We start from the raw sequence: 17,446 nt of genomic DNA, 5'->3' as shown, positions 1-17,446 counted from the left end.
ACGTAACATCGCTACTGATAAGTCGTCGCATCGCATCAACGGTGAAATCAATGCGCCGGAAGTGCGTCTGGTCGGGATCGAGAACGAACCGCTCGGTATCGTAAAACTCGCTGATGCTTTCCGTAAATCGGAAGAACTGGATGTTGACCTGGTGGAAATCGCGCCGCAAGCGGTTCCCCCGGTTTGCCGTCTGATGGATTACGGCAAGTTCAAGTACCAGGAATCGAAGAAGCAGCACGAAGCGAAGCTGAAGCAGAAGGTCATCCAGGTCAAGGAAGTCAAGTTCCGCCCGGGTACCGATGACGGGGATTACAACGTCAAGCTCCGCAATCTCGTGCGCTTCCTCGAAGAGGGCGACAAGACGAAGATCACGTTGCGTTTCCGCGGTCGCGAAATGGCTCACCAGGAAATCGGTATGCGGATGCTTGAGCGTCTGCGCACGGATCTCGAGGAAGTGGGCCAGGTCGAGCAGATGCCGAAGATGGAAGGGCGCCAGATGATCATGGTGCTCTCGCCGAAGAAAAAGAAGTAACGAGCCCGCGCGCGTTGCGCGCTGGTTCGACAGTGGTTCGGCGCGTTGCCCGGTCAGGGCGGCGTTCCAACAATGACGGTGGCTGCGCAAGCGGTTCGCCGTACACAAGTGGACTGGGTTTCGAAGGGCGGGTCAAGGGCGCAAGCCAACCGCACACCCATCGCCATCTAATAAACTGGAGTTGTCGTCATGCCTAAGATGAAGACCAAGAAGAGCGCTGCAAAGCGCTTCGTGGTGCGTCCGGGCGGTACCGTCAAGCGCGGTCAAGCCTTCAAGCGTCACATCCTGACCAAGAAAACCACGAAGAACAAGCGTCACCTGCGCGGCGCTACGGCAGTTCATGATTCCGATCTGAACTCCGTCCGCGCAATGCTGCCGTTCGCGTAACCCCTCAATCGATACTCTAAGGAGAGAAATATGCCTCGAGTCAAACGTGGGGTAACCGCACGGGCCCGCCACAAGAAGATCATCAACCTGGCCAAGGGTTATCGCGGCCGCCGCAATAACGTCTACCGCATCGCCAAGCAGGCGGTGATGCGTGCTGGTCAGTACGCGTACCGCGACCGCCGCAACAAGAAGCGTGTGTTCCGCGCACTGTGGATCACGCGTATCAACGCGGCAGTTCGCCAGCACGACATGACCTACAGCGTGTTCATCAACGGCCTGAAGAAGGCGTCGATCGAACTCGACCGTAAGGTGCTGGCCGACATGGCGGTGTTCGACAAGGCTGCTTTTGCTGCGATCGTCAAGCAGGTGAAAGCCGCCGTTGCAGCCTAATTGCGAAATTAGCACTGCGTGGTTAGTTGCAGCGACGTTCCGGTAGTCTCGGCCGCTGCAGCGAAAACGGGGCTCTTCCGAGCCCCTTTTTTGTTTGGTGGAGCAGTTTCGCTCGCCAAGACCGAATGACGTTGGAAATGATGGGATCTATGGATCTGGACCAGATTGTCGCCGACGCGCAGCAGTCCTTCGAACAGGCTGCCGACATCACCACGCTCGAAAACGAGAAAGCACGATTTCTCGGCAAGTCGGGTGCGCTGACCGAGTTGCTGAAGGGCCTCGGCAAGCTCGATCCCGAAGCACGCAAGACCGAAGGCGCACGCATCAACGTCGTGAAGCAGCAGGTCGAAGCCGCGCTGACCGCCCGTCGTCAGGCATTGGCCGACGCGCTGCTGAACCAGCGCCTCGCCACCGAAGCGATCGACGTGACGCTGCCGGGCCGCGGCGCCGGTGCAGGCAGCCTGCACCCCGTGATGCGCACGTGGGAGCGTGTCGAACAGATCTTCGGCTCGATCGGCTTCGATGTGGCCGACGGTCCCGAAATCGAGACCGACTGGTACAACTTCACGTCGCTGAACAGCCCGGAGAACCATCCGGCGCGTTCGATGCAGGACACCTTCTACGTCGAAGGCAAGGACGCCGACGGCCGCCAGCTGCTGCTGCGCACGCACACGAGCCCGATGCAGGTGCGTTACGCGCGCATGAACCGTCCGCCGATCAAGGTGATCGCGCCGGGCCGCACGTATCGCGTCGACAGCGATGCGACCCACTCGCCGATGTTCAATCAGGTCGAGGGGCTGTGGATCGACGAAAACATCAGCTTCGCCGACCTCAAGGGCGTCTACACCGATTTCCTGAAGAAATTCTTCGAGCGCGACGACATCCTCGTGCGCTTCCGTCCGTCGTATTTCCCGTTCACGGAACCGTCGGCCGAGATCGACATGATGTTCGAGCAAGGCAAGAACGCCGGCAAATGGCTCGAGATCTCCGGCTCGGGGCAGGTGCATCCGACCGTGATCCGCAACATGGGCCTCGATCCCGAACGCTACATCGGCTTTGCGTTCGGCAGCGGCCTCGAGCGCCTGACGATGCTGCGTTATGGCGTCCAGGATCTCCGGCTGTTCTTCGAGAACGACCTGCGTTTCCTGCGCCAGTTCGCATAACGCCGCTCGCCGCGCCGACATGTGCCCGCGCACGCCTCGACGGACGATCCGACGGGGCCCGGGCGTCGATCTAACCTGTTTCGAACGTAGACATCCATGCAATTCCCTGAATCCTGGTTGAGAACCTTTGTCGACCCGCAGCTGACGACCGACGAGCTGTCGCACGCGCTGACGATGGCGGGGCTCGAAGTCGAATCGCTGAGCAAGGCTGCGCCGCCGACGTCGAAGATCGTCGTCGGCCGCGTGCTCGAAGTCGTCAAGCATCCGGATGCGGACAAGCTCAATGTCTGCCAGGTCGACGCCGGTACCGGCGCGACGCTGAATATCGTCTGCGGCGCGCCGAACGTGGCGCCCGGCATCAAAGTGCCGGTCGCGCTGGTCGGCGCGGAACTCCCGCCGGCAGAAGAGGGCGGCAAGCCGTTCGCGATCAAGCTGTCGAAGCTGCGCGGCGTGGAGAGCCAGGGGATGCTGTGCTCGGCGCGCGAACTGAAGCTGTCCGAGGATCACAGCGGCCTGCTGGTCCTGCCGGAAGACACGCCGGTCGGCCAGGATATCCGCGAGACGCTCAATCTCGACGACACGATCTTCGAAATCAAGCTGACGCCGAACAAGGCCGACTGCCTGTCCGTGTTCGGTATCGCGCGCGAGACGGCCGCGATCACCGGCGCGCCGTTGACGCCGGTCGACATCCGCCCGGTGCGCGTCGAGCTCGACGAGACGCTGCCGGTGCGCATTGCCGCGCCCGATCTGTGCGGCCGCTTCTCGGGCCGCGTGATCCGCGGCGTGAACGCGCATGCGAAGACGCCGCAGTGGATGGTCGAGCGCCTCGAGCGTTCGGGCCAGCGCAGCGTGTCGGCGCTCGTCGACATCTCGAACTACGTGATGTTCGAACTCGGCCGCCCGTCGCACGTGTTCGATCTCGACAAGATTCACGGCGGTATCGAGGTGCGTTGGGGCAAGCGCGGCGAATCGCTGAAGCTGCTCAACGGCAGCACGGTCGAACTCGACGAAACGGTCGGCGTGATTGCGGACGCCGCCCAAGTCGAAAGCCTGGCCGGCATCATGGGCGGCGACAGCACGGCCGTCACGCTCGACACGACCAACATCTACCTGGAAGCCGCGTTCTGGTGGCCGGACAGCATCCGCGGCCGCGCGCGCAAGTACAACTTCTCGACCGATGCGGCGCATCGCTTCGAGCGCGGTGTCGATTACGCGACGACCGTCGAGCACGTCGAGCGCATTACGCAACTGATTCTCGAGATCTGCGGCGGCAAGGCCGGCCCGGTCGACGATCAGTCCGTGAACCTGCCGCAGCGCGCGCCGGTGAAGATGCGCGTGTCGCGCGCGAACCGCATCATCGGCGTGAAGATCGGCGCCGACGAGATCGCCAGCATCTTCACGCGCCTCGGCCTGCCGTTCGAGCGTGACGACGACGCGTTCCTCGTCACGCCGCCGTCGCACCGCTTCGACATCGAGATCGAGGAAGACCTGATCGAGGAAGTGGCGCGCATCTACGGCTTCGAGAAGATCCCGGCGCGTCCGCCGGTCGCGACGAGCGAAATGCGCGCGACCAACGAGACGCGGCGCTCGATCCACGACATCCGTCACGCGCTCGCCGCGCGCGACTATGCGGAAACCGTCAACTTCAGCTTCGTCGACGCGGAGTGGGAGCACGATTTCGCCGGCAACGACAATCCGATCCGGCTGCTGAACCCGATCGCGAGCCAGCTTTCGGTGATGCGCACGACGCTGTTCGGCAGCCTGATCGCCGTGCTGCGCCACAACCTGAACCGCCGCGCAGATCGCGTGCGCGTGTTCGAGTCGGGCCGTGTGTTCGTTGCCGATCCGTCGGTGAAGGCGGGCGAGCTGGCGGTCGAAGGTCATGCGCAGCCGAAGCGTGTCGGCGCGCTTGCGTACGGTCCGGCACTCGACGAGCAATGGGGCGCGGAGACCCGCCCGGTCGATTTCTTCGACGTGAAGGGCGATCTCGAGGCGCTGCTCGCGCCCGCGGCCGCGCGCTTCGTGAAGGCAGAGCATCCGGCCCTCCATCCGGGCCGCAGCGCGCGCATCGAGGTCGATGGCCGTGCGGTCGGCTGGGTCGGCGAATTGCACCCGCGCCTGATGCAGAAATACGAGCTGCCGCATGCGCCGGTGATGTTCGAGATCGATGCGGACGCGCTGATTGCGCGTGCGCTGCCCGCACCGACCGACGTGTCGAAATTCCCGCCGGTACGGCGCGATATCGCCGTGGTCGTCGATCAGGCGGTCGAGGTTCAGGCACTTTTCGACGAAATGAAGAAGGCGCTCGCCGAAGAGGCCTGCCGATTCGTTCAGAAGGTTGTACTCTTTGACGAATTTCGTGCAAAATCAAATACTTCCGGTGGTCTTGCCGCGCACGAGAAGAGCCTTGCCTTCCGCGTGACGCTGCAGGACGCGGCTGGCACGCTACAGGACGAGGTCGTCGATCAGGCGATCCAGACGCTGGTCGAGCGGATGGCTCGTGCCGGTGCGCGCCTGCGCGGCTAAGGAGAGGGCCCGCCCGTTCGCGGGCGGCTTTTTCCGATCGTAAGTTTTGATTTAACGCGCTGTATGGCAGATATGAACGACATGACCTCGAGTGAATTCGAAGCCCTCCTGACGGCGCAACGAAGCGCCATGAACCGCGACGCTTCGGCGCCGGCGTCCGCCGAGACGCCCACGCTGACGAAGGCGGAACTGGCGGAGCTGCTGTTCGACAGCGTCGGGCTGAACAAGCGTGAAGCGAAGGACATGGTCGAGGCGTTTTTCGAAGTGATCCGCGACGCGCTCGAAAACGGCGAAAGCGTCAAGCTGTCGGGGTTCGGCAATTTCCAGTTGCGCGACAAGCCGCAGCGGCCGGGCCGCAATCCGAAGACGGGCGAGGCGATTCCGATCGCGGCCCGCCGGGTGGTAACCTTCCACGCGAGCCAGAAGCTGAAGGCGCTGGTCGAAAACGGCGCGGAGTAAGCCCGGCGCGCTGACGTCCCGCGCGACCGCCGCGCACCCTTTACCGACGGTTAACCGACGATGACCACTACGGTTGAGAAAGTCGTCTTGCCTCCGATTCCCGCGAAGCGCTACTTCACGATCGGTGAAGTCAGCGAACTGTGCGGGGTCAAGCCGCATGTGCTGCGTTATTGGGAACAGGAATTTACCCAGCTGCGGCCGGTGAAGCGGCGCGGCAATCGTCGGTATTATCAGCATCACGAAGTGCTGCTGATCCGGCGGATTCGCGAGTTGTTGTACGAGCAGGGATTTACGATCAATGGCGCGCGTAACCGGCTCGATTCGCCGGGCGGCGAGCGGGTTGCGGTGGCCCCCGTCGAGCAGGAGGCGCAGGCCGCCGATGCGCGTGTGCCGGGCAAGCCGGGCGTCGACGTCATTGCGTTACGGCAGGCGCTGCTCGACGTGATCGACGGACTGAAACACGGCTGAGTACGAAGTGCGCGTGATGAAATGAATAGCCCGGTTGGCGAATTGCCACCGGGTTTTTTCATGCGTGTCGCACACGTGCATCAACGCGACGCGAGCGGATTCTTCTGTCCCATGTCGACGACCAGCGTGCCGTCCGGCAGCATCCGCACCGAGCCCTGCGCGACCTGGCTGCGGTAGCCGTACAGGTCGAAACGCATCGGGCCGGCCTCGGCCGAATTCCGGATCAGCGCACGCACGTTCAGTTCGAGCACGTTGAACATCTTCATGTCGCCGCCTTCCATCCACATGTAGCTCGTCGCATCGATCTGCGGCCGCTGCGGCGCGGGCGCGCCCGCCACCCGCCGGAACGTAAGGCGCAGCCCGTCGCGCTCGACGGTTGCGTGTCCCAGCTTGCCGTTCAGCACGGGCGGCGGGAACACGGTGTACTGGTCGAGCACGAGCGTGTCGCCGCGCAGTTCTGCGCCGCGACGCTGCAGCGGCGTCAGCGAAGCGAGCTCGATGCCGAGCGAGCGCAGCAGCTTTGCCTGCGGAATGCCGAGCACCGACACCTGGGACGGCTTGAACGCGAGGTGCCGGTCGTCGAGCACTGTCAGCGAGCCCCTCATGTCGGTCGGCAGCCAGACGCCCGGCACGTGATTCCACAGCTTGATGCCGCCCTGGACGCGCAGGTTCTGGCCATCCGCGCTCAGTTGCAGGTCGTTCAGCGAACGCGGCGAGTAGTCGAGCAAATAATTGTTGAAGAGCGCGGACATCGCCTTCCACGACTCGACGACCGTGCCGCCGAGAATGCGGATGTCGTACTGGTTCGGATCGTCGAGATCGACAGGTTCGCCGGGCCGCTTCGACACGAGTTCCACGTCGAGATCCTCGACATGAAAGCCGATATCGCCGGACAGGTTGAAGTCGACGTTGCGCAGGTGGATCGTCGGGTTGCGGTTCGACACGTGGCGTTCGTTGAACGGCGTGGTCGACGTGCGCCGCATCGCGACCTTCTGCATGCCGGGTCGAGCGGTGTCCGCCGCGAGCGCGTAGGCTTCCCAGTGCTGGCGCACGTCGCGCAGTGCGTTCTGCTGTGCGGCAAGGAAGCTGTCGTTCAGGCGCGCGGCCGCGTTGCCGAGCAGCGAGCCGCTGGCCGGGCCGGCGTACGACGGCATCCGGATTGCCATCGCACCGCTTTCGTCGAAATTGAAGTAGCCGGCCGACACCTGGTCCCGATAGTGATACAGGTCGAACACGAAAGTCTGGTCGCGCTTCGCAGGATCGGCCGGACCGATCACGATATCCGCGTTCATCGGCATCGAGCGCATGAACTTCACATCGCCGCCGCGAATGACCATCGCCTGCTGCGGTGCGTTCGCGGGCATCGCGAAGCCTGCATGCGTGCCGTCGTCGAGCGTCAGGTCGAGGCCGGCCGGCGTCACGCGCAGCGCGGTGATCAAGAGCTTCAGGCGCGGCGGCGGCATCAGCTTGTCGACCGACATCACGAGCTCGTCGCCGGCGAGCCGCGCGATCGGTGTCTGGACCTTCAGCAGGTCCGCCATTTTCACGTTGGCCGCGCGCATCACGGGCTGAGCGTTGATGCCTGACACGCGTACGCCGGTCGGGTGGAACACGAGCTGGCTGCCGTCGCGGATCGCGAGTGTGCCTGTCAGCGAGAACGGCACCCAGCCGTCACGCTGCATCTCGCCTTGCAGATGGATCACGCCGTCGCCGGCCGACACGGCGAGCTTGCGCAGCGGCGCGTTGCGGTAGCCGAAGATGTAGGTGTTGAAGAGGGCGGTCAGCTTGGCGTTGTCGAGCGTGACCGTGCCTTCATGCACGTCGATCTCGAAGCTCGTCGGATCGTCGAACACGATCGGCGCGCCGGCCTGTGTCGGCACGAGCGTGGCCGACAACTGATGGATGAAGAAGCCGAGGTTGTTGACGATGCGGAAATCGACGTCGCGCAGGAACGTCATCGCGCCGTTCTGGCCCGAGTCGCGTAGCGTGAACGGGCGCGGTTGCGTGAGGCTGATCGATGCGAGCGACGGTACGGTGCGCGCGATCTGCTGCTCGCGGGCGAGGCGTTCGGCTTTTGTGCGTTCGATCTTTGTCGACGCGACCGACGTGTTGCCGTCGCGCTGCGCGGCCGGTTCCGCACAGCCGGCGCAGAGCAGCGCGAGCGCCAGTGCGCCGCAGCCGAACACGCGGGATGTCTTGTGCGAAACCGGGGTGGCCGCACGTCGCGCGCCGGAAATCCGGTCGAAAATTGCCAAAGGCGTGCGATGGCCGCGCCGGACCGCATTCCGCATCGTCTGTCTCCATGTCTTGTCGTGATCGACGGCGGCGCGCGCCACTGCACGGCGCGAGCGTCGATGCCGTGCAGTGTGTCATAGCGTGCTAGAGCGGCGTTACCAAACAACGGGCGCCCGGGTGCGGCGAGCCGGCGGGCTGCCGGACAATGGATTCGGCGTGGGCCGGAGACTGGATCAAACGGTCGTTTGGTTCGTGCGGACCATCGGCCGCCGTCTTTTGACGCGACCGGGCAGACCTGCCGCCAGCCTTGGCCGGCACGGGTTTTACAGGATCCGGGCGGCCGGTGCTGGCGAAGCGTGTGTGCGAACCGGCTCCGTCGCGGCTGCCCGCGAGGCCGATCAGACCAGCATGCGCTGCCGGATTGCGTTCAGCGTCGCCGGGTCGAGTTGCAGGCCGTTCTCGATATACGACGTCATCGAGCCATACGACGCGGTGACCTGATCGAATGCCGCCTGCAGATAGTCGGCATGTGCGCCTTGCAGCGCGGTCATCATGTCTGCCGCATTTTGCCCGCCGGCTTTTTGAGCCTGGGCGATTGAGGTGGCGATTTCGGATGCGCTATAGACGTTGGTCAGCAGGTAGTCGGCGAGAATCGTTTGCCGAGAGATGCCGAGGACCGTGTGCAGAATGGCGGTTGCCCAGCCGGTGCGATCCTTGCCGGCCGTGCAGTGGAAAACCAGGTTCTCGCCACTGTCGGCGAAACCGGTGAAGAGTGCGTGATAGCTTGCATGCGCGGTGTCCGACGTCACGAACGCCCGGTACATGCTCAGCATGAATGCCGTCGCGGTTGGGCCGGTGGTCGGAATCGGGTCGATACTGGCGGCCCCGAGCACGTTGAGGTTTTGCCAGGTTGCGCCGGCCAGCGGCATATCCGGTTGCGTCCTGATCTCGGCGGGCGTGCGCAGGTCGCAGACCTGCCTGATGCCGAGCGTGCCGACGGTGACGACGTCGGCGGTGGACAGCGCGAGGGCGGATGAGCGATAGATCACGCCTTTCTTCATCTTCGCGCCGCTGATCGTCACATAGCCGGTGACGTCCGGTCCGGCCGTGTCGCGAAAGTTCGATGCCGAACTCAGCCGTGGTGTCGTGACCGGCGCGACCGAAATCGAGTCGCCTCCGCATGCCGACAGAAGCGACGCGCTTCCGAGTGCCACGCCTATCGTTCCGGCGCCCAGCCGGAGAAAATGTCGACGGGAAATTTCGCTTTTCTGATGCATTCAATGCCCTTTGTCGGAGACGGTTACCGGAAGTCGCGACCGCGGTGGTGACCGAAGCCGCCTCCTGTATCTCGCGCGATGCGGCAAAGCCGGGGCGGGCCGGATCGATCGGCGCATGCAGTCGGACGGTTCGCCGTGCGCGTCAATCTCGCGCCGGGTAACCGCACGGTAGCGAATTGCGGCGAAGCGGCCATCGTCCTTTTCGATTAGGGAGGCGTGCGGTTGCCGGTGCAGGCCGGCCATTGTTGACGGCTACGATCGACGGCGGGGTAAGATCGGCATCAGTGGCTGTATCGATCAACGCACGGTAGCCATCACGGGGAAGCGTCATGGATCTGAAGGAAGTCGACGTATTGGGTGCGGGTGTGGACGATCACTGGTACTACGCGTCGAAGGCGAGCGCGATCCGTCGGTTTCTGGGTGCGTCGGGCGCGAACCGGATACTCGATGTCGGTGCAGGCTCCGGCTTCTTCTCGAAGCATTTGCTGGAGCGTACGCAGGCGTCTGAGGCGTGGTGTGTCGATACGAGTTACGCCGACGATACCGACGGCGAGGCGGCCGGCAAGCCCATCCACTTTCGGCGATCCGTTGAACGATTCGATGCCGATCTCGTGTTGCTGATGGACGTGCTCGAGCATGTCGACGACGATGTCGGTCTGTTGATGCAGTACGTAAAGGGCGCGCCTTCGGGTAGCCGGTTCCTGATCACGGTTCCCGCGTTCCAGTTCCTCTGGAGCGGCCATGACGATTTTCTCGAGCACAAGCGCCGATATACGCTCGGCAGTCTCGAGGACGTGGTGCGTCGCGCAGGGCTCGATGTCGAGCACGGCGCCTATTATTTCGGTCTCACGTTTCCGCTCGCAGCGGCATTGCGGCTGGGCGAGCGGGCGCGTCGGCATCCGCGCGAGCCGGCGTCGCAATTACGCCGGCACCATCCGCTCGTCAATGGCTTGCTCAAGACGATCTGCCGGATCGAGTTGCCTATGTTCCGCTTCAACCGCGTCGCCGGCCTGACGGTCATCTGTGTCGCGCGCAAGCAGTGAATGCGATGCCGGGCCGTGAGGCCGGTGCGCAGGTGGCCTATGCCATGTGCGTCGTCGCTCGCATCGGTGCTGCCACATCCAAAAATTTCACAAGAACATTCACAAAATGCATGCGACCCGTTCTAAATCAGGAAAGTGTCTGTTATAATTTTTTTCTTTCGGGGCGTAGCGCAGCCTGGTAGCGTACCTGCATGGGGTGCAGGTGGTCGGAGGTTCAAATCCTCTCGCCCCGACCAGACAAGAACCCGCGTCAGCCTAGGCTGACGCGGGTTTTTTCTTGCCGACCGCTTTTTTGCACATCGCGGCGCGGCCCCGGTAAAATGCAAGGTTGATCCACGGAAAGCGCCGTGATTTAGCGGAAGAGGATTCCCCGAACATGACTGATCTTCGTCTTACCATGCGGTTCGCTGCAGTGCTCGCCACCGGCGCGCTCGTTGCCGGTTGCGGTACGTCGTCGCCCACGAAAGTGGACTACAAGAGCGATTCGAAATCGAAGGAAGCGTCGCTCGCAGTGCCGCCCAATATGCTCGACGAGACGGCCGATCAGCGTTCGCTGCCGCCCCAGGGCGGCGCGACTTCCCTGTCTGCGCTTCAGCAGGTCCGGCAGGCGGCGCCTGCACTGGACACGGTCGCTCCGGCCGTGACCGGCATGCATATCCAGCGTGACGGCACCGAGAGCTGGCTCGTGATCGACGGCAAGCAGCCGGCCGACATCTGGCCGCAGGTCCGCCGTTTCTGGCAGGAGCAGGGCTTCCTGCTCGTCGTCGACCAGCGCGACAAGGGCGTGATGGAAACCGACTGGAACGAAACCCATCCGCAGATCAACGACGGTCTGATCCGCAGTGTGATCTCGAAGGCGATGGGCAACTCGTACGTGACGGCCGAGCGCAACAAGTACCGCACGCGTCTCGATTCGGCGCCGAACGGCGGCACCTACGTGTTCATCAGCCAGAAGGGGATGCGCGAGGCGATCACGGGCGCGAGCAACGACTCGAGCAAGTGGGAACCGAAGCCGAACGATCCGGCGCTCGAGACCGAATACCTGAAGCGGCTGATGGCCGTGCTCGCGCAGAACGAGCAGCGCGCGAAGAACGGCGAGCCGCCGATCGCGAACATCAAAGACAACGTGGTGCCGATCGACAAGAAGGCCGACGCCGACGCATCGTCGAAGGCTGCCGCCGCGATCGCCGCACAGAACGTCACGCGCACGTCGGCGCAAGGTAACGATGCGGCCGACGCTGCCGCCGTGCCGTCCGAAGTCACGCTCGGCGAGCCGTACGACCGGTCGTGGCTGCACGTCGGTCTCGCGCTCGATCGCGCGAACTTCACGGTCGACGATCGCGATCGCTCGAAGGGCCTGTATTTCGTGCGCTATGTCGATCCGAAGGATCTGAGTTCGGCCGAGCAGGGCTTCTGGAGCCAGCTGTTCCACGGCAAAAAGGAAAAGCAGGCGAAGCAGTACCGCGTCAACGTGAAGGCGGTCACGGCCGACCAGACGCGCATTGCGGTCGTCGACGATTCGGGTGCGATCGACACGTCGTCGCCGGCTCGCCAGATCATGGGGCTGCTCGTGAATCAGCTCCGCTGATTTCGACGTTTCTCTGCACCAACGAAAAACCCGCCATTCGGCGGGTTTTTTCATGGGTGCTCGTCGGCGCGTGCGAGAGAGTGGATCCCTCCTCGTGACGTTACGTAACATCCGTGCGTTACGGCGGCAGAACACGTGTCACATCGTCGCTGACGAAAAAATTATCCTTATAAATCAATGAAATAGTCGGATAACGATGTCTGGCACGTAACCTGCTTTATATCTTGGAATCGTTAGAAGAGGGAGGACGGCGTCAGATACCGGGGTGCACCGCGAGTTGCCCGATCAACCGTATCGACGTCTTCAAGTGCCGGCGCGACGAGCGCCGGCGAAACTGATGACGATCCGCGCCAGTGCGCGGATCTCGATGGCCCCGTCGCCTATCCTCGTAGGGCGACGGTTTCGCCCGCGCTTCTCTGAAGCGCGGGCTATTTTTTTGGGGCCGTCGTGCAATGGCGCATCGGCGCGGCCGATGCGCGGTGCGTGATTCGCGTATTCTCGGACTTTTCTGGATGAAGGAGTCGGGAATGGCGGAAATTGCAGTCATGGCGCAGATCGTGGCGAAGCCGGGCGCCGAGGAAAAACTGCGTGCCGTGCTCGAAGGGATCGTCGCGCCGACTCGCAGCGAAGCCGGTGCATTGCAGTACGATCTGCACCAGGACCTGAAGGAGCCCGCGCGGTTCGTATTCGTCGAGCGCTGGGAGAGCGAGGAGGCGCTGGGCGCCCATGCGCGTTCCGCGCACATTCTCGCCTATCGCGAAGCAGCTGCGGACTGGATCGAGCGTTCCGAAATCCGTGTGCTGTCGAAGCTCGTCTGAGCAGGGTGGGGCGACCGGACGTGTCCGGTCGCGCTGGCGCGTCAGTGCGACGTGCTGGGGACGTCGAGAATCAGGATGATCGTCCAGTCTGCGTCGCCGTCGTGATGATACTGGCGCTCGGCAACGATGAACGGTTGCTGCTTGCCTTGCGGGCCGAGGAAAAGCACGTCGCCCTCCATCGGCAGGCACTCGATCGGCGGCAGTGCGAGAAATGCGTCGGTCGAGCCGCGGGGCATCAGTTGCTTGATCTGGCGAGTGGCGGCTTCGGTCCACTCGATGTCGAGTTGAATGTTGCTCATGCTGTCCTCCGCACCGGGGTGCGCACGGGTGGAAAATTTCGGTGCGCGACTTTAGCACAGCGCACGGGCGCCGCAACCAAAAAAGCCGAATCCGGTTGCCCGGATTCGGCTTTTTCGCTTGTGCGGTGCCGCCGAACTTACTGGCTGGCAGCGTCTGCGGCCTTGGCAGCCTTCTTGCCGGCCTTCTTCGCCGCTGCCTTGTGGTGAGCAGCCTTCTTGCCGTGGTGATGCTCTTCTTGCATCGCCGGCTGAGCGGCCTCGGCCGCTTGCTGCTGTTGCAGGGCTTGTGCGCGCTGCTCGATCTCGGAGATCTTGGCCGGATCGGTAATGGTCTTGATTTCCGTGCTCTCTTGCGCATACGCTGCGCCAGTCAGCGCCGACATCGCTACCAGGATAGCCAGGGACGTCTTCTTCATTGCTTTACCTCCGCTAAGTGGTGATGAACCCGAGTGTTGCCGTTTTGTCTGGCGACTGCAATCGAGTGCGCGTCGAGTGTAACAAAAGTGACGGATCAATGTGCACCGGATCGCGGCGCGACGCAAGACCCCGTTGAAGTCGCGCAACACTTCGCGCACTTCGTCACGCGCGTGCCATCCTGGGTGCCGCCGCCATTTCCGCTCCGGTTCCCGCGCGGCCGTCAGAACCATCCGAGCCATCGATAGACGTGGAATTGTGCGATGCCGACAAGTTCGTGCAGCGCCTGCTCGGTGTTGGCCACATTGCGCCAGCGTGGCAGCCAGCCCGGTTGTGCGCGCAGGCGATTCGCATAAACGGGCTGTGGATCGATGCCGAAGCGGCGGAAATCGAGCAATGCGCGGCGCATCTGGTACGACGAGGTGACGAGAATGCGTGCGTCGTCATACTGTGAGCGTAGTATAGGCGCAGTGAATTTCGCGTTTTCGTAGGTTGTGCGGCTGTTCGGTTCGAGAACGAGGTCAGCGGGGGCGACGCCTTCCGCGACGAGTTGGCGCCCGTATACGGCCGCCTCGGTTTCGCCGTGATGCTGCGGGTCGCCGCCCGACATCACCACGGTGCAGCGCTCGGCCTGCTGCCGGCACATGCGATAGAGCGCCGCAATCTTGTGGATGCGTGCGACTCCGTCGGGCGGCGGCTGCAGCCCGGTGTGGGTGCGATGCGTTCCGGCGCCGATGAGGATCAGCGTGGTCCGCCCGTGCATGTCCGGGTGCTCGACCGGCGTGACACCCACTTCGGTCCAGGCGATCAGCGGCGCGGCGAGCCAGCCTGTCGCGAGCAGCCAGAACAGCGCAACGGCGGTGATCGAGATGATTCGCCGCCGCTTGCGGCAGAGCATGAAACAGATGAAGAGAAGGACAAATGAATCGAACAGAATCAATTTGATTGGGGTATGGTGTCTTTTTATGGACGGCCGATGATCCGGCCCTGACGCGACGCCGAACGTCGGCCTCCAGAATCGGTGGCGGTATCGGCGGGCGGAGACCGCCCGGCGCGCCGCTTCGCATTGTCGCTGCACTTTAAGAAAGAATCGAGATGGCCACGTATTCCAACGAAGCGGTGCTCGACGCATTGAGACGAGTGCAGTACCGCCAGGTACCGTGGGCACGCCGCCCGGGTGTGTTCGAGTATCTCCGTTCGCTCGGGCTGATGGACACGGTCAGGCAGAAGACAGTTGCCCCCGCGCCGGGCTTCCACGCACCGGTCGACATCGCCGTGCTGACCGACAGTGGTCGAGCCGAATTCTTGCGCCTCGAGCGCGACGAGAAATTACTTTCCTGGACCGACCGCCGCATGGACGACTACGCATTGAGCGAAGCCAGCGCCGTGGCGATTCTCGAAAGCCGCCTGTAGCGGCGGATCATCCCGCCTCGTGCGTCGCCGCGCGGGCCGGCGATGCAAAAAAAAGCCCGTATCGCGAGGATACGGGCGTACCGGATACTTTTGCTGTTGCCACGCTGTGCTCATGGCAACGATGTGACTCGTCGCATGCAGCGCAGTTCCCGAAAGCGGGCATTTTCTTTGGCGAAATCCTGAAATTCGCAGGACTACGGATGACGCGGTACGTCGGTCGGCTGCGAGCCGATGCGCGCACGCGCGTTGCTGGCGATGTCGCCGCGCAGGTCGCCGCGCGGCACGGTTTGTCGGCCGGACGCGTTGGCGGACGGCGGCTGGCGGAGCGTATTCCGGTGATCCTGCTGGCGATGGGGCGGCTTCGTGCGATCGTCGGCGTGGGCTGGAGCGGTCAGCGCCAGGGAAATGACAATGCCGCATGCGACGAGCAGTGACATTGGTTTCATGGCGGGGCTCCCTTCAAGCCGTCGACGCGGCCTGTTGATATCTCGCTAAGGTAAGCGCGGGAGTGCAGGCTTGCTGTAAATATTAGTAAATAGATGTATCGCGGTAAGACAACGGGAATCGACGGCAATGCAGGCGCCGCGAAAAGGCCGCGTCGCAGAAAGAGACCGGGCGGCCGAAGCCGCCCGATCGAGCATTCGTTACGCCATCTTGACAGGTGCGCGCCAGGATTCCGGATTGGTCCAGAAGGCGCCGCGCAGCCGGTCGCGGCTCGGCGGTGCAGGCGGTTTCGCGGCGCTCGCGCCGATGCGCCCGCGCAGCGAGATCTGCCGGCCGCTCGTGCCGAGTCGCTTCACGATTTCGGCGAGCGTGCCGTCAGCCTGCCATTCGTCGAAGCGACGGCGGCAGGTCGGCGGCGACGGATAGCGGCCCGGCAGCTTCGACCAGCCTTCACCCGTCGACAGCACCCACAGCACGGCGTTCACCACCGAACGGGCTTCCACGCGGGGGCGGCCGCGCCGCTCACTCCGTGCGGGTTCCGAGCAAAACAGACCCTCGACCAGCGCCCACTCGTTATCTCTCAAATCGTCGAACAGCATCATGTCCTCACCTCAGCGAAGCTAACTCCGGTGCGCTGCCCTGCGCCGCGCACTCTTCAAGCACTCGATCGTCGAGTGCCGGGTGGGGGCGTCCGGTTGGCCGGCAGCGGCGTTTCTGCTCTTCCGTCCGACGAAACCTGCGCCCTGTGCGTCAGGTAATGCACGAAGCGTGCCATGTCGGAGGTGAATCCCTCGAGAGCCGCTTGGCAGCGAGCTAACGGCTAAGTCAGCTAGGGGCGTATAAGACGCCAAAATAACCCGCCGGCAAATCGGGACAATCACCAATCTTGTGCAGTCCGCCCGCGCCACGTGCGTTTGCGCACGTATTGCACCGCAGCGAAACATGTGCGGCAGGTGCCGGATTCGCACATCGAAGCCGGATTAGCGCATTAGAATCGCGAATCGATATCGACGATTGATGGGGTCAGGAGATGAACGTCACGCTGCGCCAGCTTCGCGTATTCATCGAGGTAGCGCGGCTCAAGAGCTTCAGTCGCGCGGGCGACGAGATCGGGCTCACGCAGTCCGCGGTCAGCCGCTGCGTGCGCGAGCTCGAGGCCGAGCTCGGGCTGAAGCTGATCGACCGCACGACACGCGACGTGCAACTGACTGACGTCGGCGCGAACCTGATCGCGAGCGTGTCGCGTCTGATCGACGATCTCGACGACACGCTGCGCGAGATTCGCGAAATCGGCGAGCAGCGCCGCGGGCGCGTGATCGTTGCGGCGAGCCCGACGATCGCGTGCAGGCTCATGCCGCGCGTGGTGGCGTCGTGCGAGCGCCAGTTCCCGTTCGTGACGCTGGGCCTGCGCGACGACGTGCAGAGTGATGTGTTGCGCAAGGTGAAATCGAGTGAAGTCGATTTCGGCGTCGTGATCGGGCCGCTCACGGTCGCCGATCTCGTCTGCGAACCGTTGATGACCGATTCGTTCTGTCTTGTCGCGCGCGCCGACCATCCGCTTGCAGCGCGTGCCGAGGTGCCATGGACGGCACTGGACGGCGAGCGCCTCGTGCTCCTCGATCATGCGTCGGGAAGCCGGCCGCTGATCGATGCCGCACTGGCCGCCCATCACGTCAACGCGACGGTCATGCAGGAACTCGGGCATTCCGCGACCGTGTTCGGGCTCGTCGAGGCCGGTGTCGGGGTGAGCGTGCAGCCGTGGTTGTCGCTGCCGCTGCCGGCCGGCTCGACACTCGTCGCGCGACCGCTCACGCCGCGCACCGAACGCACGGTCGAACTGGTGCGCCGCCGCGACCGGTCGTTGTCGCCCGCTGCGCAGGCGATCTGGGAGCTCGTGCGGCAGATGCCGGCGAGGGCGGAGGATCTCGACTGACGCGCACGACGTGCGCCGGTCCGGCTTGCGGGTCGGTACACTACGCGGATCGTGTTC

General features: G+C 63.7%; 18 protein-coding genes, 1 tRNA gene and 1 pseudogene. 13 read left to right on the top strand and 7 right to left on the bottom strand.

The genetic code is table 11. The annotated features are described in order from the left end of the window. Nucleotides 1–7: 7 nt before the first annotated feature. The 7 genes from infC to BFF94_RS31040 all read left to right on the top strand — a co-directional run bounded on the left by infC (nucleotide 8) and on the right by BFF94_RS31040 (nucleotide 5,925). Nucleotides 8–532, top strand: coding sequence for a translation initiation factor IF-3 (gene infC, locus BFF94_RS31070; protein WP_128842218.1), 525 nt, complete (start codon nucleotides 8–10; stop codon nucleotides 530–532). Nucleotides 533–721: 189 nt separating this feature from the next. Beyond that, nucleotides 722–919 carry a 50S ribosomal protein L35 gene (gene rpmI / locus BFF94_RS31065; protein WP_004191477.1) on the top strand — a complete coding sequence of 66 codons (198 nt, stop codon included), beginning with the start codon at nucleotides 722–724 and terminating at the stop codon, nucleotides 917–919. Between the two features lie 30 nt (nucleotides 920–949). Beyond that, nucleotides 950–1,309 (top strand): 50S ribosomal protein L20, encoded by a 360-nt coding sequence (rplT, locus tag BFF94_RS31060; RefSeq protein ID WP_004192938.1) that lies wholly within the window; start codon nucleotides 950–952, stop codon nucleotides 1,307–1,309. Between the two features lie 149 nt (nucleotides 1,310–1,458). Then, nucleotides 1,459–2,472, top strand: a complete 1,014-nt coding sequence (gene pheS, locus BFF94_RS31055; RefSeq protein WP_047900506.1) for a phenylalanine--tRNA ligase subunit alpha — start codon at nucleotides 1,459–1,461, stop codon at nucleotides 2,470–2,472. A 96-nt stretch (nucleotides 2,473–2,568) separates the two neighbouring features. After that, nucleotides 2,569–4,998 carry a phenylalanine--tRNA ligase subunit beta gene (gene pheT, locus BFF94_RS31050; protein ID WP_128842219.1) on the top strand — a complete coding sequence of 810 codons (2,430 nt, stop codon included), beginning with the start codon at nucleotides 2,569–2,571 and terminating at the stop codon, nucleotides 4,996–4,998. A gap of 72 nt (nucleotides 4,999–5,070) precedes the next feature. Beyond that, nucleotides 5,071–5,457, top strand: a complete 387-nt coding sequence (locus tag BFF94_RS31045) for an integration host factor subunit alpha (protein WP_040144036.1) — start codon at nucleotides 5,071–5,073, stop codon at nucleotides 5,455–5,457. Between the two features lie 60 nt (nucleotides 5,458–5,517). Then, nucleotides 5,518–5,925: a MerR family transcriptional regulator gene (locus tag BFF94_RS31040; protein WP_128842220.1), complete on the top strand. Its 408-nt coding sequence runs from the start codon at nucleotides 5,518–5,520 to the stop codon at nucleotides 5,923–5,925. An 80-nt stretch (nucleotides 5,926–6,005) separates the two neighbouring features. On the opposite strand, the gene BFF94_RS31035 is transcribed toward BFF94_RS31040, so the two are convergent. Further along, the gene (locus BFF94_RS31035) at nucleotides 6,006–8,216 is read right to left on the bottom strand and encodes a hypothetical protein (protein WP_219140196.1); all 2,211 of its coding nucleotides are present in this window, start codon (nucleotides 8,214–8,216) and stop codon (nucleotides 6,006–6,008) included. Between the two features lie 342 nt (nucleotides 8,217–8,558). Beyond that, nucleotides 8,559–9,437 carry a tyrosine-protein phosphatase gene (locus tag BFF94_RS31030; protein ID WP_128842221.1) on the bottom strand — a complete coding sequence of 293 codons (879 nt, stop codon included), beginning with the start codon at nucleotides 9,435–9,437 and terminating at the stop codon, nucleotides 8,559–8,561. Between the two features lie 329 nt (nucleotides 9,438–9,766). On the opposite strand from BFF94_RS31030, the gene BFF94_RS31025 reads away from it, so the two are divergent. The 4 genes from BFF94_RS31025 (at nucleotide 9,767) to BFF94_RS31010 (ending at nucleotide 12,886) form a co-directional block, all read left to right on the top strand. Next, nucleotides 9,767–10,480 (top strand): class I SAM-dependent methyltransferase, encoded by a 714-nt coding sequence (locus BFF94_RS31025; protein ID WP_128842222.1) that lies wholly within the window; start codon nucleotides 9,767–9,769, stop codon nucleotides 10,478–10,480. Between the two features lie 159 nt (nucleotides 10,481–10,639). Further along, a tRNA-Pro gene (locus BFF94_RS31020) sits at nucleotides 10,640–10,716 on the top strand. Between the two features lie 140 nt (nucleotides 10,717–10,856). Beyond that, complete coding sequence (gene bamC / locus BFF94_RS31015) at nucleotides 10,857–12,068, top strand: NlpB/DapX family lipoprotein (RefSeq protein ID WP_128842223.1); 1,212 nt, start codon at nucleotides 10,857–10,859, stop codon at nucleotides 12,066–12,068. Nucleotides 12,069–12,595: 527 nt separating this feature from the next. Then, entirely contained in the window at nucleotides 12,596–12,886 is a 291-nt protein-coding gene (locus BFF94_RS31010) for a putative quinol monooxygenase (protein WP_128842224.1), read from the top strand. Nucleotides 12,887–12,927: 41 nt separating this feature from the next. Here the strand turns inward: BFF94_RS31010 and BFF94_RS31005 are convergent, their stop codons facing one another. From BFF94_RS31005 to BFF94_RS30995, 3 genes are all read right to left on the bottom strand, one after another. Beyond that, nucleotides 12,928–13,185, bottom strand: a complete 258-nt coding sequence (locus BFF94_RS31005; RefSeq protein WP_128842225.1) for a DNA-binding protein — start codon at nucleotides 13,183–13,185, stop codon at nucleotides 12,928–12,930. Nucleotides 13,186–13,322: 137 nt separating this feature from the next. Further along, nucleotides 13,323–13,601: a hypothetical protein gene (locus BFF94_RS31000; RefSeq protein ID WP_011351789.1), complete on the bottom strand. Its 279-nt coding sequence runs from the start codon at nucleotides 13,599–13,601 to the stop codon at nucleotides 13,323–13,325. A 221-nt stretch (nucleotides 13,602–13,822) separates the two neighbouring features. After that, the gene (locus BFF94_RS30995; protein ID WP_128842226.1) at nucleotides 13,823–14,539 is read right to left on the bottom strand and encodes a YdcF family protein; all 717 of its coding nucleotides are present in this window, start codon (nucleotides 14,537–14,539) and stop codon (nucleotides 13,823–13,825) included. Nucleotides 14,540–14,694: 155 nt separating this feature from the next. On the opposite strand from BFF94_RS30995, the gene BFF94_RS30990 reads away from it, so the two are divergent. Next, nucleotides 14,695–15,012 carry a hypothetical protein gene (locus BFF94_RS30990; RefSeq protein WP_128842227.1) on the top strand — a complete coding sequence of 106 codons (318 nt, stop codon included), beginning with the start codon at nucleotides 14,695–14,697 and terminating at the stop codon, nucleotides 15,010–15,012. Between the two features lie 194 nt (nucleotides 15,013–15,206). Here BFF94_RS30990 and BFF94_RS30985 read toward each other — a convergent pair whose 3' ends face one another. Together BFF94_RS30985 and BFF94_RS30980 are read right to left on the bottom strand one after the other, a co-directional pair. Then, nucleotides 15,207–15,458: a hypothetical protein gene (locus tag BFF94_RS30985; protein WP_128842228.1), complete on the bottom strand. Its 252-nt coding sequence runs from the start codon at nucleotides 15,456–15,458 to the stop codon at nucleotides 15,207–15,209. A 201-nt stretch (nucleotides 15,459–15,659) separates the two neighbouring features. Continuing rightward, nucleotides 15,660–16,055, bottom strand: a pseudogene (locus tag BFF94_RS30980) (transposase); the annotation flags it as partial. 431 nt (nucleotides 16,056–16,486) lie between these two features. Between BFF94_RS30980 and BFF94_RS30975 the strand changes: the two are divergent. Next, the gene (locus BFF94_RS30975) at nucleotides 16,487–17,389 is read left to right on the top strand and encodes a LysR family transcriptional regulator (RefSeq protein ID WP_047900515.1); all 903 of its coding nucleotides are present in this window, start codon (nucleotides 16,487–16,489) and stop codon (nucleotides 17,387–17,389) included. Nucleotides 17,390–17,446 lie beyond the last annotated feature (57 nt).

The sequence above is a fragment of the Burkholderia catarinensis genome, from assembly GCF_001883705.2.
GTDB classification, from domain to species: Bacteria; Pseudomonadota; Gammaproteobacteria; order Burkholderiales; family Burkholderiaceae; genus Burkholderia; species Burkholderia catarinensis.
The sequence above is the reverse complement of the archived record's forward strand: the minus strand, read 5'-3'. Positions and strand labels throughout refer to the sequence as shown.